This is a genomic window from Brevibacillus sp. HD3.3A (assembly GCF_013284375.2).
GTDB lineage: Bacteria > Bacillota > Bacilli > Brevibacillales > Brevibacillaceae > Brevibacillus > Brevibacillus parabrevis.
The window spans coordinates 4095594-4109163 of sequence record NZ_CP085874.1; the positions used below are offsets into that span (position 1 = coordinate 4095594).

The window sequence follows — 13570 nt, forward strand, 5'->3', positions numbered from 1 at the left end:
TCAACAGACTTCTGCGAAAAATCAGCCGAAGCTTCCTACAAGCTGTCAAGCTGTTCCTGTTCCTCCGCCGCAATCGGCAAGACGGTCGAAGATTTGATCTCTCGCAGCGACAGGTTCGTCTGCAACCGGGAAATGCCCAGTCGGTTCAGCTTGCGGATGAAGCTGTCCAACCCTTTGCGATCCTTGATGGCGACCTTGAGCAAGTAATCGTACTCCCCGGTTAAACAGTGGCATTCCAGCACCTCCGGCATGGAACGCAGGGCGCTCTCCAGCGTCTCCAGCTCCTTTTCCTGGTGAATGTTCGTGCTGATAAACACGAAGCACAAAAGGTCGAAGCCGAGCTTCTCCTGATCCAAAATCGCCACTTGCCGATTGATATAGCCTTCCGCTTCCAGACGCTTCACCCGGGTATGCGTCGCGGGAGGCGACAAACTCACTCTCCGCGCCAGTTCGGCATTGCTGATCGTCGCATCTTTTTGCAACACATCCAGGATGTGAATGTCGACCTGATCCAGCACCTTGCTTACAAATGCTTCCATGCGGTTACCACCCTCTTTTCATTCTTCCAAAAACGCCAAAGATTCCTTGTCTGTAACGAATGAAATTTCCTGTACAGATACTTTACGTGAGTTTTATTTCGAATTTTCCTTATTATACAGAATCTTATTTTGAATGTTCAACAAAAATGTTATGTTCATTAACAAGCTGATTCCAAACGACACCGTTCATGAAAAAGGGGCTATTTGCTATGCCAAATCGTTATGTACTGTTGCTATTGCTCACCAGCCTGTTGTGGGGCGGAAACTTCGTCCTGGGAAAATCGCTCGTCGGGCACGCTTCCCCGCTTACGTTGACCAGCCTGCGCTGGCTAATTGCGATCGTGTGTCTGTTGCCAATGGTCTGGTGGAAAGAAAAAAAGCTTTTGCCGCCAAAAGCAGCCGTGCTGCCGCTCGTACTGATGGGGGTTACAGGTGTCGTCCTCTTCAATCTGTTTCAATTTCTTGCGCTGGAGAGGACAACTGCGACGAATGTCGGACTGATTTCGACGTTAAACATGATCTCGATTGCGCTGTTTTCTTTTCTCTTTCTGAAGGAACGAATCAACATGTTCCAAATCGGTTGCATGGTTTTCTTGCTCGCAGGCGTGCTGCTCGTCTTGTCCAAAGGCAATGCCGACTACTTGCTCTCCCTGCGGTTCAACTCGGGTGATTTGTGGATGCTGGCCGCTGTTGGCGTCTGGGGCGTGTACTCGATTTGCAGCAAATGGGCCATGACGAAGACGACTCCGATGATGTCGATTCTTTACTCGGCTGTTTTCGGCCTGGTGATCCTCCTGCCTTTTAACCTGGCTGACTTCGCCGTATCTGATTGGAATGGCTCGTTTGTCGGCTCGCTTTTGTATACCGGGGTCATCTCCACGGTCGTGTGCATGGTGCTGTGGAACATCGGAGTGCAAAAGCTGGGCGCGACTACTTCCGGCCTTTTCCTCAATTTCAATCCGATCTTCACTTCAATCTTGGCGTTCCTGTTTCTCGGCGAGCAGATGACGTGGATTCAAGGAGTGGGCAGCAGCATCGTGATTGCGGGATGCTTTCTGTTTTCATATGGCAAAACGAAAGCAAAAGCAGTGGCGACCAGCCAGTTGACCGCCCGGCAAACGTAAACACGAAAAAACCGACCCAGTTTTAACGACAGGTCGGTTTTTATGCTTTTGCCTTCCCCCAAAGCTCCTGGCCGCAACGACTCGTTTACGTCCGCGACCAGACATCTTTGGCGTATCGGCCTTCCGCTTGCAGCTGCTCAAGCCACGCTTGCGCCTCCGCCGGGTCCGCGCCACGGACGCGCTGGTAAATCCGCAACACAGTCGCTTCCACATCCGGCGCCATGTGCGTACCATCCCCGCACACATACAAGCGCCCTCTGTTATCGAGCAAGTCGACCAAGTACACGTCATCTTGTTCGAGCAGGTGCTGGACGTACGTTTTGACCATGCCGGGAGAGCGGGAAAAAGCCGTATGCAAGGTGACGATGCCGTCTCTTTGGTATTGCTCCAGCTCCTCGCGGTACAAAAAGTCCAGTTCGTTTCGGCAGCCAAAATAAAGGTGGGCTTCGCCAAGCGGCACTCCTTGTTCTTTCAAAGCAGCTCTCGCTTGCAAAAACCCGCGAAACGGTGCGATCCCGGTTCCCGGACCGACCATGACGATCGGCAGCAGCGGATTTTCTGGCAGCTGGAAGCCCGACTCGGGAGTACGGACGAACATCCATATTTTTTCTCCGGCGCTGCGCTCTGCCAAAAAGGTAGAAGCTACTCCGTGGTATTGCCCCTGGCCGCTCCAGGCAGGCCCGTTCACTACTGCCACTGTCAAGCTGGCCTGATCTTCCCAGTGCATCGGAGAGCTGGAGATCGAGTAATACCTGGGCCTTAGCGGCGGCAGCAAATCCAGGAACTTGGCAAAAGGCAATTCGCAAGCCTCGTACTTTTCGAGCAATTCGAGCATCGTGAGCCGCTTTTTCAACACCTGCTCGGCGTAGACCGTCTCATCCAGCAGCGCTTCCAGCTCCCGCTTGTGCGGAGGGCACACCGTGCAGGCGGCCAGCGCTCGCAACTGGGCGCGGGTAGCTGCTTCCTGCACCTCGACGCTCGTCGACAGCAGATCGCGCAAGCTGACGGGACGATCCAAAGGGAGATGGACGGCGCTTCGCCCGTGAACGCGCAAAATCAACTGCTCCGTGCCTTGCAAACGGAATCGGCGCAAAATCCGCTCGACGATCTCCGGACGATTGTTCGGCAAGATGCCGATGTGGTCGCCCTCCTGATAGATGACTCCCGCTGGCAAGGCAAGCTCGATGTGCCGCGTGCTGCGACCGCTGCCTGGCTGTTGCAGTTCGCGGTTCGCCAGCACAGTCGCCTGGACGCAATCATACGCCTCCGCCAGCGGAACGGTTGGATGTCCTGCCACAAACTGGACTTGCAGCTCCGGCTGCTCGCCTTCTGCCTGCTCTTCCCGTTGCAGGCCGAAAGCGTCCGTCAAGTCGTTCCACATCGTCTCGCGCCAATCGTCCACCTGTTTTTCAAAATCTCCGCCCGCATCGGCTTCCCCGCGCCCGGACAGTCGCGTGCCGCCCTTTTTCGCGAGCTGCTCGTCAATGAACACTGGGACACTTTGATACGTATTCGACCAGTTCCGATCCCCGCATCCGAGCACAGCGAACTGCACGCCCGCAAGCTCCCCCGGCTGCACCTGCTCCAGCCACTTGACGAAGCCGGCCGCATTTCGCGGAGGTCTGCCGTTGTAGGACGCGGTTACGATCAGAACAGCTCCTTTTGTCGGCAGCTTTCCCGCCCAGTCGTTGAGAACGCCTACTTCACTGGCAAAACCGTACTGGCGCGCCGCATCCGCCAGCTCGCGCGCTTTGCCTTCGGCCGTTCCGAGATTCGATCCGTACAGGACGAGCAGCGGAATAGCCGTGGCACCTACTGGCGTTTTCGCTGCTTGCGGCTTCACGGGAGCTTGTGCGTTTCCTGTTGCCTGCTCGCGGTGCTTGTCGGCAGGTACGCTCACTGCGCTTCTGTCTGTGCGCTGCCGGACGCGAATCGTAAAGCCATCCGGCTTGATCGTGAGCGTCTGCGCTACTTTCAACTGGTAGTTGGCGTAGTCGACCAACCGGAAATTTTGCAAAATCATCCCGAGCACGAGCGTCGCCTCATACAGCGCAAACTGCATGCCGATGCACGCACGCTCGCCGTTTCCAAACGGCTTGTAGGCATGATGCGGCACTTTTGCCGGATCGCTGAACCGCTCGGGACGGAACTCTTCCGCATCCTCGCCCCACGCATCCTTGTCCCGATGAAGCTGCGGCAAAATGACGCTGACCGTCTCACCTTTTTTGACCGGATACATCCCGCCGATTACCGTATCTTCCCTGGCGAACAAATCGAATCCGGGCGCGGTCGGCCACAGGCGCAAAGCTTCGTTCAGCACCAGCCGGATGTATTTGAGCTTTTGCACTTGCTCGTATTGCGGGATCGGCGTCGTCATCACCCGATCCACTTCCTCGTATGCCTTTTGCAGCACGCTCTCGTTTTTCAGCAAGTAGTACAGCGCAAAGGAAAGCAGTCCGCTCGTCGTCTCGTGTCCGGCGATCAAAAACGTAATGATCTGGTAACGAATATTCTCGTCGTCCAGCCCTTCGCCTGTCTCCGGATCTTTGCCATGGAGCATGCGTGCCAGCAAATCGGCTTCACCGCGATCTCCGTTCCGCTTTCTTTCCTCGATGATTTTGTCGACCAAGGAAAACATCGTCTGGATATCTTCCTGGAACTGCTGGCGCGTCTTCACCATCAACATATTCTGGATCGCGAGCCGCGAGCTTTTGTGCATCGCTTCGTTCAGCGCGCGCACCATGCTCTCGATAAACGGGCTGTGCTTTTCTTTGTAAAAACTGTTGAAGCGGTAGTTAAAGCCGCATATCCCGATCGTGTCGAGGGTGAGCCGGGTCATGTCGTCGGCCACGTCAATCGTCTCGTTTGGATTGAGTCGCGCCCACTTTTGCACCAGTTGCGAAGCGATATCGACCATCATGTCGTGGTAGCCCTTCATCGCTTGCTGGCTGAACGTCGGCAGCAAAATGTTGTGTGCCTTTCGCCAGTTCGGCTCGGTTGTCCGGCTCGTAAACAAGCCATCCCCTGCAAATACGCGCACATTTTCCAGCACTCCGCTGACTTCCTTGTCAAAGCGGGTAATGTCACATACTTCTGCCACCAGCTTGTGCCCTGTGACGATCAAAGTAGTGAAACCGGGAAGCGTAAGACGGTAGATCGGGCCGTATTCCTTCGCCAGATCGCCCATGGACAAAATCGGTTGACTTTGGTCGATAGACGGCAAATTGCCAAGTGGACCGTACGTTTTCGGTTGCGGAATCATGACTGCTTCGCTCACATGCAACATCCTCTCGCAATGAAATGGCCTTGCTTCCTGCCGGACGGCGATGACTTCGTTACCTGGCGCTTACCCCGTGAAACAATGTATCCGTGACCAGTTGCGCTGCCGGCCTTTTGGCGAGACGCCCATCCTGCACCTGCTGCCACGCAATGAAAACAAGCATGTACAGCGCATTCCAGACCCAATCCACGCTCATATCCTGGCGCACGATCCCTTTTTCCTGCAACAGGCGGATCGCGTAGCAAACCGGCTCTTTGAGCTTGTGCTCGGCCGCGATAATTTCCTCGCTGTAATAAAGCGTCGCGTCGTGCGTCAGGAAGTAAATTTTGTCGCCAAGCGGAATCAGCGCCTCGATCAGCGCCGGGATGTAGTCCTCCAGCTTTTCCTCATCGAGCGGGATTTGTCGCATGCTCTCCCCCACAACTTGAAGGGCACGCAGCCCCAACTGAAGCATCAGCTGCTCCCTGCTCTCGATGTACCGATGCAGCGTAGCGATGCCAATCCCCGCATATTCGGCGATTTCGTTCAGCGACGCTGTCGGCTTTTGAATCAACAACTCGGTAGCGGCATCCAAAATGGCGCGAAGCCGCGCTTCTTTTATGGCAGATCGGGGATGGTTCACTCGGCAGCCCTACTTTCTCATGCTCATGGTCGCACATTCATGCTTGTTTTTGATAGTTTTATCTATCATTCGATACAAATGTATATCAACTTCCAATTTCTTTCAACACAAGAACCGCATTGGTCACGGATTGTTCAAGAATCGGCTGGCTTGCAAACCGAACTGCTTCTTTGGAACTATTTGAGAAAAAAAGGATGAATTGTATACTGTTTCAAAACGAATCGAGGGGGGATTGTTCGTGAAATTCACGGATGCTCCAAAATGTTTTTCCTGCAATCAAGCCATCAAAATAAACGTGCACATTCGCCCGGTCGGAAACTCATCTACGTTCGGCACAATCGCTGAGGTGAGGCTTTTGAACAAAGTGGAGGGGGGAGAGGAAAAGCAGCTGTACCTGAGCGCCCGAGCTCAGTGCTACAATTACGCATGCCGAGCCGTCAACCTCTTTTACTACGTCGTCGGCGAGCAAAGCATGCGCTACCAACGGGTATTTCCCGCTTTCACAAGCGCAAACGGTTGATGCTGCTGCAATAAGCAAGCCCCACGTAAAAATCCCTGTCCGCGGATCACACCATGGACAGGGATTTTCTCGTCTTACTTCAACAAGTTTATCGTCGTAATAATAATCGGCATCGCAAACACGTCGATCAGGAAGGCCCCGACAATCGGCACGACCAGATAAGCTTTTCGCGATGGGCCGAAGCGCTCCGTCACTGCCGCCATATTCGCCATCGCATTCGGCGTGGCACCGAGGCCATGACCCGTAAAGCCCGCCACCATTACAGCCGCATCGTAGTTTTTGCCGAGCAAACGGAACAAAACGAAGATGCCGAACAAGACGATGAAGACCACTTGCACGAACACGATCACCAGCATCGGAAGCGCCAGGGCAGCTACTTCCCACAGCTTGATGCTCATCAGCGCCATGGACAAAAAGATTCCGAGTGTCACATCGCTGATCAGGTTGATGCTTTTCATATCAATCGCATCCGGTTTGAATTTGTCAACGACATTGCGAACGATGACAGCAACGAACATCGCTCCCACATAACCAGGCAAAACAAATCCCGTCGCCGTGGAAAACAGTCCGCCCAAGTATGTGCCCACCGCCATACAAAACGTGATCAGCAATACTTGCGTGAAAAAAGCGTTCGTGACGATAGGCTGCGCCGCCTCTTCCACGTTTTTCGCTGTGTCCTCCACTTCCGTCGGCTTCAGATTGTGCTTCGCAATCAAATACTTCACGGTCGGCCCGCCGACCAATCCCCCGGCTACAAGACCGAACGTAGCGGCAGCAATCCCGATCGCGAGTGCAGATGGAATCCCCAAATCTTCCACCGTTTGACCAAAAGCCGTCGCAGCACCGTGACCGCCTTCCATGGAAACGGCGCCAGCCATCATGCCGATGAGCGGGTGAATACCGAACAGCGAGGCCAGCGAAACACCGATCACATTTTGCGCCAAAGCCAAAAAGCCACAGGCAATCCAGTAAATGACGAGCAGCTTCCCGCCCAGCTTGATCAGCTTGAAACTCGCTCCCAGTCCCACCGTAGTGAAAAACGTGAGCATGAACAAGCTTTGCAAAGACGTGTCCAGGGAAATCTCCGCTGCCCCGCTCGCTTTCAACACTGTAGCGACAATCGCAAACAACAGCCCGCCGACCACGGGCGCCGGAATGCAAAATCGTTGCAGCAAGCTTGCTTTTTTCACCAGAAAGCTTCCCAAAACGAGCAAAGCGACAGACAGAAAAATGGTACTGACCTGATTAAGTGCGAGTGTCATTGTTGTCTCCTCCTAAAAATCCCGCGATGGCCTCGTTCGTCAAATAAGCACCTAGCTTCACCGTTTTCCCGTTTTCATCCAACAGCGGATTCACTTCACAAACATCGAAAGAAAGCGTTTTCTTATGAGCGGCAACGGTACGAATTAGACTGCGGACGATCAAAGGCGTCAAGCCAAAAGGCGATGGGGCACTCACTATTTCCCAACCAGCACACATGCAGCCGGAGTGCCACTTACTTTCATTTTCAAGAGGTGCAAGCTATGTTTTCCCCCATTATCAGTATCTTAATGAGCATCTGACTGTACAGAGAAGCAAAGCTTCGCAACGAGCCGCGAGCGCTTTGGGCGACTTCCGGGCTGTTCTTCTCTTTTTTGGCGATGGGTGTGTTTCACTTGAAATACGGGAATCGCACGCAAGGCATTGTCGCTTTGCTCTTCGGGATTGTTATTTATTCTTTTTGGCTTGCGGATTTTGTGCGTGCATAACGCTTCTAATGCCAGTGGAGCAGCTCCCTGGTTTTGTCTTTTGTCTGTTTGTCTTTGGTCTGCTTGTTTCTGGCCTGTCCCAGCTTTTTCCCCCTGTCCAATCGCCCTTTGCCCACTCCCTGCTCTGCTCCGCTCCCCTCGCCTGCCATTTCTGCCATGGCCGACTCGCTCTTTCTGTCCTCATGAAATGAACCAAGTCCCGCATACCTGAAAAAACCCCCGGATATCCCGGAGGCTGTTGACGGATGTACTGAAAAACGGCTGCGAAATGGTGTATTTACCAATCCGGCTTCTTTAATAGAGAACTTCCAAAACAAATTCATTCGATCGAAACAGCATTTCCAACGACTTTTCCTCAATCCTGACCCTGGCAATGAGTTCTTGCGGGTTGGCAAAGCATGCGGCATCCTCCGCGCCATATTGGCAAAAACAGCGGCCGTTTGGAGTATTCGTGATGGAGTAGCGTTTTTCTTTATACGTAAATTCCACTTCTCTGCCTTGGAACAAATCAAGCGTAAATTGATCGTATGTATAAGCCATAAGCGCCTCCGCGAAGATTAGTGCCTTTTCATGTGGATGCTTGTTTGTCATAAAAACAGCTTTTCGCTGCCGATTAAACTTGCTCTCGCGTCTCTTGCCCGCTTCGCCTGGTTGTTCACCTGCCGCCGCCTGTAACCAATCTCATCCAAACACGTACTTCATGGCGAAAGGAGCGCTCGGTATGTATGACTTTTTCTCTGTCGCGTTTGTCGTCATCTTTCTCCTTGCCTGGGGTGTAATCGTACAGGTCAGGTCGCTGCCGGGAAAATGGCTGTGTCTCGTTGTCATGCTGCTGTTTTTGTGGGGGCTGGTCGAGTTGCTGGACTATATGTATCCTTCGGCGCCGCACTACGAGTAGGCATCTTGTCTTACCAACTTGTTACGCGGTTACGCCCCTCTGATCCATCCCCTCGACATGCTGGCCTTTTTTTAGGCTTGAAGACGGCATCACCTTTATTCCTTGTTCTTAGCAAAATACCCTTTTTCAAATACACACACGGTTTCAACGGGAAGACTTGTGTTCTCGAAGGCAAATTCGGCATAAACACCAAAGCCCAATGCTAATGAAACAAAACCCGTTCCGTTCGTTTGGATGTCAGGATCATATTGCCTGACAAACGTTTCTGCTTCCTCGTAAGGAATATTCATGAGGTTTTTTCCATGAAACATGACCGAAATCCGCTCCGAATAAAACTCCATAAAATTACATTTATTGGTATCATTTCTAAAATACACAAAACAACAACGGTAATCATCCATTTTGTCATATGTATCCGTACCATAATGGAACCTGCGCCCCGCACGAGGTTGAAAATTCAGCGCGGCCTGCACTTCGTCGGGAGTCATGCCAAGCAACAGCTCTCCCGCCCCTTTGTATGGGTCTATATGAAACTCTGTAGTTGCCGGATATTCTGTCCTATTTCTCGGAGGTGGGAGTCGTTGCTCCGAGTTGAATGGCGTTGGTTCCTCCAGATTGTATTTCTTTTTCAACCGTTCTTTTACATCATCGGGAATCATCTGCACTCTCCCTGCTCTGGTTAATGTTCCCCCAATCGCTCCAGCCACTTTGCGAGTTGTTTCTTGGAGAACTGCACATCGTGGGCAGCGTGTGCTCCTTCTTGGCTTACCCACTTTTCCGCAATCTCCATGACGATGTCTATGGTCAATTCGTCTGTCTGCTGAAACAAGTCATCCTCATCTGCTCTCCAGCGCGACCAAAAAAGCCAGCACCATTCCGCCAGTTCCGCCGCGGTGTGCGAGTTTGCTTGGGCACATGATTGCTTTAGCAAGTGGAGCAGGCTTTCTTTCGTGTGCGGGTAGTCTTTCAAGGGGATCATCGTATGTTCACTTCCGTTTGTAAAATTGGGGGAGTTTGTTTGTTGAGCGCTCATAAATTGGTATAATTTACAATAAACGAAATCAATTCGAATTTCAATTTCAAGCAAAAGGAGGGCATTTATTTGTACTACTGGCGAAATCAGCGGGGCTACTTTTTGGCGCTGGTGTTGATGTTATCGCTTTACTTCACGGTTCGAATCGTCTGTTCATACAAAGGCATCTTTATTGACCAACATTTCGAGCTTATTTTAACACTACTCGCAACAATGCTTTTGATCCGTCTCATCTTTTCCCCAAAAAGATAACATTCTTTGGCTTGATACACGTTCTTACAGTCCATGAAAAAGCGTTTTTCTCTGATTAGGGGCGCACTCTGCCGACAAAAAAGAGGCGCAATCGCAGCCGCCTCGTTCGCTAATTCACTATCGGATTTTTGACGCTCAGTAACAGCTTATCTTCTTTTCCAAAAACATCGATCGTCTGCACGTGCCCCTGGAGCACGGCTCCGTTTTCATTGACCATGCCCAAAAACGGATGCGTCAGCTGGTCAGCGATTTTCTTGCTTTCTTCTGATTCCGTCAATCCGGTGTAAAGGCCAAGCTTGTAAAAACCTTGCTCGCCCTTCGCGATCGCCAGTTTCAGCTCTTTTTGGTACCACGATGTCATCGAGAAATTTTCGTGATAGTCCTTTAGCATCGCTTTTTCAAGCTCGGCCAATTTTTCAGCCGGAAGGACCGCGGACTCCTCCGCCCCCTTGGCCGGAACTGCCTTTTCCGTCGATTCATTCTGTCCACTCGGAGCAAAAAGCCCCAGCGCGATGGAAACAAATCCTACAGCCGCAATGATGTTCATTCTCTTAAAAATTCGTTTGGCTTCATTCTTTTGCTTCTGCGCGTCCTTCCTCATCCCGACAAAAGCCATGACAATGGCAACAAGCACCGCGATAAACCCAATTGGCAAAAATAATACAAAAGACACGCTGTTCCCCCGTTTCCTCGTCGTTTTCCGGCGTCTTCTTCTATCGCTATCTGCATCGATTGTACCATTAACCTCTTGGTAATGAAATCGAAGCGCACAGCAAGAAGGCGTGGCCATCGTTAACAGTTCTTTTGGGGCTTTTTTTCTTTTTCAGCACTTCCATGCAAAAGCAAGTCGTAGACGCACCCAAATGTTATACTATTCACAATTCAACGAACAAAAGAAGCGCCACAAACCGCAAAAGGATGATTGGATTGAAAAAACTGCTGCTGTTCCTCTACGACTCATTCGCAGAATTTGAAGTAATTACATTAGTCACGGCACTCAAGAGAACCGACTACACGCTTGTTACTTTTTCGACCAAGCCAAAAGGAGAGGCTGTTACAGCCTTATCTACGCTATGTTACCTTCCTGCCCGATCCGTTCAAGATATCGATGTTGACGAATTTGCAGCCCTGGTTATTCCGGGCGGCGCCCCCCATCCGTTTCTGCACGACCAAAAATTGATACAAGTTATTCGGGCATTTTACGAACAAAACAAATTAATCGCAGCGATTTGTGGTGGGCCTTCCTTGCTCGGCGCAGCCGGCATTCTCAATGAAATTGCCTATACTGCCTCTATTGAACCGAGTGATCTGGAATACGAGCACGTGATGAATTGGGAAAACAAGCGAAATGAACGGCTTGTCATCGATAAGAACGTGATTACAGCTACAGGCTCCAATTATCTTGATTTTGCAGAGGAAGTGTTGCGAAGGCTTGGCGGTGTAGAGCCTGATGATGAGAATCCTTTGGCATACTTTAGAGAGCCGTCGATGTCGTAGCTGCAAGTTGCTATCGATACTGCAATCGGTCAAGGAACCACTCATCATAGAAGCACTCTCAACCTCTTCTACTTTTCATTGTAGTTTAGGGGTTGAGAACACAGCGGGTCGTTTTTGTAGCCTTCAATCTTGGAACATCACCAACGAGTAGTTTTGGTTCCAATAACACAGGTATATATAGATTGGTTAAATCGCCGAACAGATTTCCTTGTTTGTTTGAAATGAAGAACCGTCTTATCTGACGGAAACCATAGTTGCCTTGCAAAAGGATAATATCTTCTGCTTAGCTTATCAGTTAAAGCATCTCAAACCAACCAATAACTAAATATTAACAATTTTGGTTTTTTCTCCGATACTCCTAATATATTCTGAATAATGATATAGGAGTGAGGCATTTATGGCAAAAAATATATCTATTCGTGATTACACACCTAGCAAAAGTAACACTTCGCAAACTACAAAAGTTACAGTTCCAACTAAACCAGCCTCTCCGCCTAAAGAAGTAGCCGTAACAACCACAAATCCAAAAAGTGACTCCGTTCAAATTAGTCCAGCAGCACAACAAGCTTATAAGAGCAGTCAAGTCACACCAGCCCTGTCCACTCCCCAAAATGAAAAAAATCCGACTGTCCAACCGAAATCAACAGTAATCGCCAAATCCATTCCAGAAGGCACTCATAGCGGGAACTCAGGCTCAATAACCACCGATAATAAATCCTCAAAACAAGAGCCTGTTGTAAAAGAACGTATTGACAAAGATAAAGAAGCACATGGTGTTGTTGTGAAAGACCATAGAGATAAGGATAAAGATTTACATGGTTATACCAATACTAAACCGAAATCTAACAAAGACACCTATGACCCCTATGCCATACTTAAGCTGAAAGCACAGACTACGCTCCCCAATAAGAATCTAATCAAAATACTTAGCAATCAACCTTCTCAGCCTTCTATAACAAATTCTAAGTCTGAATACATAAAACAAGAGAAAAAGGTCTCAACAAATACTTTTGAAGGTCCTGTTGGAGAAATTGATTATATTTCATTTGGTGGAAGTGCAATTGCAGGCGGTGGTGGTGGTGCCGCAATCACAATTGACAAAAACGGAAAGGTATACATAGGAGGAAATATCGGGATTGGCTTTGACGTCGGATTCAGTGGTAAAGCTGGTTACATACCTGATGATATTAAACCAGAAGATTTCATCTCAGGAACTGCAATAAATGAAAGCATACAACTTGGACCAATTTCAGGAGGGCTCACTAAACCTTACAGTTCTACAGGTAGTTCTCCAACGGGACTCGAAGTTGGTGTAGCAGGAAAAGTACCAATTGGTGGCAGTATTACTTACGGAGGAACTAAAGAAATTCTCGATATTAAAAGGGACATTGTAGAGCCTGTTAAAGACATTGTTGAGGACGTAAAGGACCTATTTAGAGAAAAAAGATCAAGAGACCGAGAAGAAAAGGAGAGTAACGATAGAAATATTGTCGAAAGAGTAATTCGATCTATTTTTGGTTAATCAAATTAAATCATCAATAGTAGGAGTGTATATTTCTTGAATGACTCGCCTTGGATATTAATCGCACTTTTAATCCTTTCCACTATAGGTTTTTTCACTGCGTTCAGAACCAAGGACGTCCAAAAATTACGTTCTAGAATAATTGGATCAGCAAGCGATCCTCATAGCCAATATGATTATTGGTTATTTAAAATCATTGGATTCTTGATGTTTGCTATTGGAGCACTCGTAATAATAGCGAGAATATTAAACCTACTTATTTAGTGTCCCCCCTCTTCTGCTTGTATAGCAAATGCAAAGCATGTAGCTAGAAGATGAGGGCATCGTTAGAAGTCCCTTTGGGGCTTCTTTTCTCTTAATTACTGCTAAGTGGGTTACTTGCTAGATCAGTGAATCCGCTCAGCATTTCTCATCTTGTGACGATGATGCAATAAGGCCCTATTCAGTTGCCTGATCCGCCCCTGACTTTGATTGTAATCGTCCGTCCATAAAATCATCTCGGCAACAATGTTGCTTAGACTTAACTAAGAAAAAC

13 protein-coding genes and 1 pseudogene are annotated in these 13570 nt (G+C 49.7%); 4 read left to right on the top strand and 10 right to left on the bottom strand.

Going from position 1 to position 13570, the window contains the following annotated elements:
• Window positions 1-35: 35 nt before the first annotated feature.
• Window positions 36-539 carry an Lrp/AsnC family transcriptional regulator gene (locus HP435_RS18975; protein WP_173599839.1) on the bottom strand — a complete coding sequence of 168 codons (504 nt, stop codon included), beginning with the start codon at window positions 537-539 and terminating at the stop codon, window positions 36-38.
• 209 nt (window positions 540-748) lie between these two features.
• Here HP435_RS18975 and HP435_RS18980 point away from each other — a divergent pair, with 209 nt between their 5' ends.
• Window positions 749-1663, top strand: a complete 915-nt coding sequence (locus tag HP435_RS18980) for a DMT family transporter (RefSeq protein WP_122964864.1) — start codon at window positions 749-751, stop codon at window positions 1661-1663.
• An 85-nt stretch (window positions 1664-1748) separates the two neighbouring features.
• Here HP435_RS18980 and HP435_RS18985 read toward each other — a convergent pair whose 3' ends face one another.
• The 6 genes and pseudogenes from HP435_RS18985 to HP435_RS19010 form a co-directional block, all read right to left on the bottom strand.
• Complete coding sequence (locus tag HP435_RS18985) at window positions 1749-4925, bottom strand: bifunctional cytochrome P450/NADPH--P450 reductase (protein ID WP_173599853.1); 3177 nt, start codon at window positions 4923-4925, stop codon at window positions 1749-1751.
• A gap of 73 nt (window positions 4926-4998) precedes the next feature.
• Window positions 4999-5565 carry a TetR/AcrR family transcriptional regulator gene (locus tag HP435_RS18990; protein ID WP_122964863.1) on the bottom strand — a complete coding sequence of 189 codons (567 nt, stop codon included), beginning with the start codon at window positions 5563-5565 and terminating at the stop codon, window positions 4999-5001.
• A gap of 594 nt (window positions 5566-6159) precedes the next feature.
• Window positions 6160-7347 (bottom strand): sodium/glutamate symporter, encoded by a 1188-nt coding sequence (gene gltS / locus HP435_RS18995; protein ID WP_122964861.1) that lies wholly within the window; start codon window positions 7345-7347, stop codon window positions 6160-6162.
• Window positions 7331-7543, bottom strand: a pseudogene (locus HP435_RS19000) (arginase family protein); the annotation flags it as partial. The pseudogene HP435_RS19000 and the gene gltS, both read right to left, overlap by 17 nt.
• Window positions 7544-7838: 295 nt before the next feature.
• Complete coding sequence (locus tag HP435_RS19005) at window positions 7839-7991, bottom strand: hypothetical protein (RefSeq protein ID WP_173599838.1); 153 nt, start codon at window positions 7989-7991, stop codon at window positions 7839-7841.
• Window positions 7992-8127: 136 nt separating this feature from the next.
• Window positions 8128-8373 carry a hypothetical protein gene (locus HP435_RS19010; RefSeq protein ID WP_173596952.1) on the bottom strand — a complete coding sequence of 82 codons (246 nt, stop codon included), beginning with the start codon at window positions 8371-8373 and terminating at the stop codon, window positions 8128-8130.
• Window positions 8374-8554: 181 nt separating this feature from the next.
• Between HP435_RS19010 and HP435_RS19015 the strand changes: the two genes are divergently transcribed.
• Complete coding sequence (locus HP435_RS19015) at window positions 8555-8731, top strand: hypothetical protein (protein WP_173599837.1); 177 nt, start codon at window positions 8555-8557, stop codon at window positions 8729-8731.
• 95 nt (window positions 8732-8826) lie between these two features.
• Here HP435_RS19015 and HP435_RS19020 read toward each other — a convergent pair whose 3' ends face one another.
• The 3 genes from HP435_RS19020 to HP435_RS19030 form a co-directional block, all read right to left on the bottom strand.
• Complete coding sequence (locus HP435_RS19020) at window positions 8827-9390, bottom strand: hypothetical protein (RefSeq protein WP_173599836.1); 564 nt, start codon at window positions 9388-9390, stop codon at window positions 8827-8829.
• Window positions 9391-9410: 20 nt separating this feature from the next.
• Window positions 9411-9710: a hypothetical protein gene (locus HP435_RS19025; protein WP_122964858.1), complete on the bottom strand. Its 300-nt coding sequence runs from the start codon at window positions 9708-9710 to the stop codon at window positions 9411-9413.
• 415 nt (window positions 9711-10125) lie between these two features.
• The gene (locus tag HP435_RS19030; protein WP_173599835.1) at window positions 10126-10689 is read right to left on the bottom strand and encodes a hypothetical protein; all 564 of its coding nucleotides are present in this window, start codon (window positions 10687-10689) and stop codon (window positions 10126-10128) included.
• 254 nt (window positions 10690-10943) lie between these two features.
• Here HP435_RS19030 and HP435_RS19035 point away from each other — a divergent pair, with 254 nt between their 5' ends.
• Both HP435_RS19035 and HP435_RS19040 read left to right on the top strand, forming a co-directional pair.
• Entirely contained in the window at window positions 10944-11513 is a 570-nt protein-coding gene (locus HP435_RS19035) for a DJ-1/PfpI family protein (protein WP_173599834.1), read from the top strand.
• 397 nt (window positions 11514-11910) lie between these two features.
• Window positions 11911-13035: a hypothetical protein gene (locus tag HP435_RS19040; protein ID WP_173599833.1), complete on the top strand. Its 1125-nt coding sequence runs from the start codon at window positions 11911-11913 to the stop codon at window positions 13033-13035.
• Window positions 13036-13570 lie beyond the last annotated feature (535 nt).

Coding starts and splice junctions, on each gene's coding strand:
- HP435_RS18975 (WP_173599839.1), bottom strand. CDS start 539: ATGGAAGCATTTGTAAGCAAGGTGCTGGATCAGGTCGACATTCACATC.
- HP435_RS18980 (WP_122964864.1), top strand. CDS start 749: ATGCCAAATCGTTATGTACTGTTGCTATTGCTCACCAGCCTGTTGTGG.
- HP435_RS18985 (WP_173599853.1), bottom strand. CDS start 4,925: ATGATTCCGCAACCGAAAACGTACGGTCCACTTGGCAATTTGCCGTCT.
- gltS (WP_122964861.1), bottom strand. CDS start 7,347: ATGACACTCGCACTTAATCAGGTCAGTACCATTTTTCTGTCTGTCGCT.
- HP435_RS19005 (WP_173599838.1), bottom strand. CDS start 7,991: ATGGCAGAAATGGCAGGCGAGGGGAGCGGAGCAGAGCAGGGAGTGGGC.
- HP435_RS19010 (WP_173596952.1), bottom strand. CDS start 8,373: ATGGCTTATACATACGATCAATTTACGCTTGATTTGTTCCAAGGCAGA.
- HP435_RS19015 (WP_173599837.1), top strand. CDS start 8,555: ATGTATGACTTTTTCTCTGTCGCGTTTGTCGTCATCTTTCTCCTTGCC.
- HP435_RS19020 (WP_173599836.1), bottom strand. CDS start 9,390: ATGATTCCCGATGATGTAAAAGAACGGTTGAAAAAGAAATACAATCTG.
- HP435_RS19025 (WP_122964858.1), bottom strand. CDS start 9,710: ATGATCCCCTTGAAAGACTACCCGCACACGAAAGAAAGCCTGCTCCAC.
- HP435_RS19040 (WP_173599833.1), top strand. CDS start 11,911: ATGGCAAAAAATATATCTATTCGTGATTACACACCTAGCAAAAGTAAC.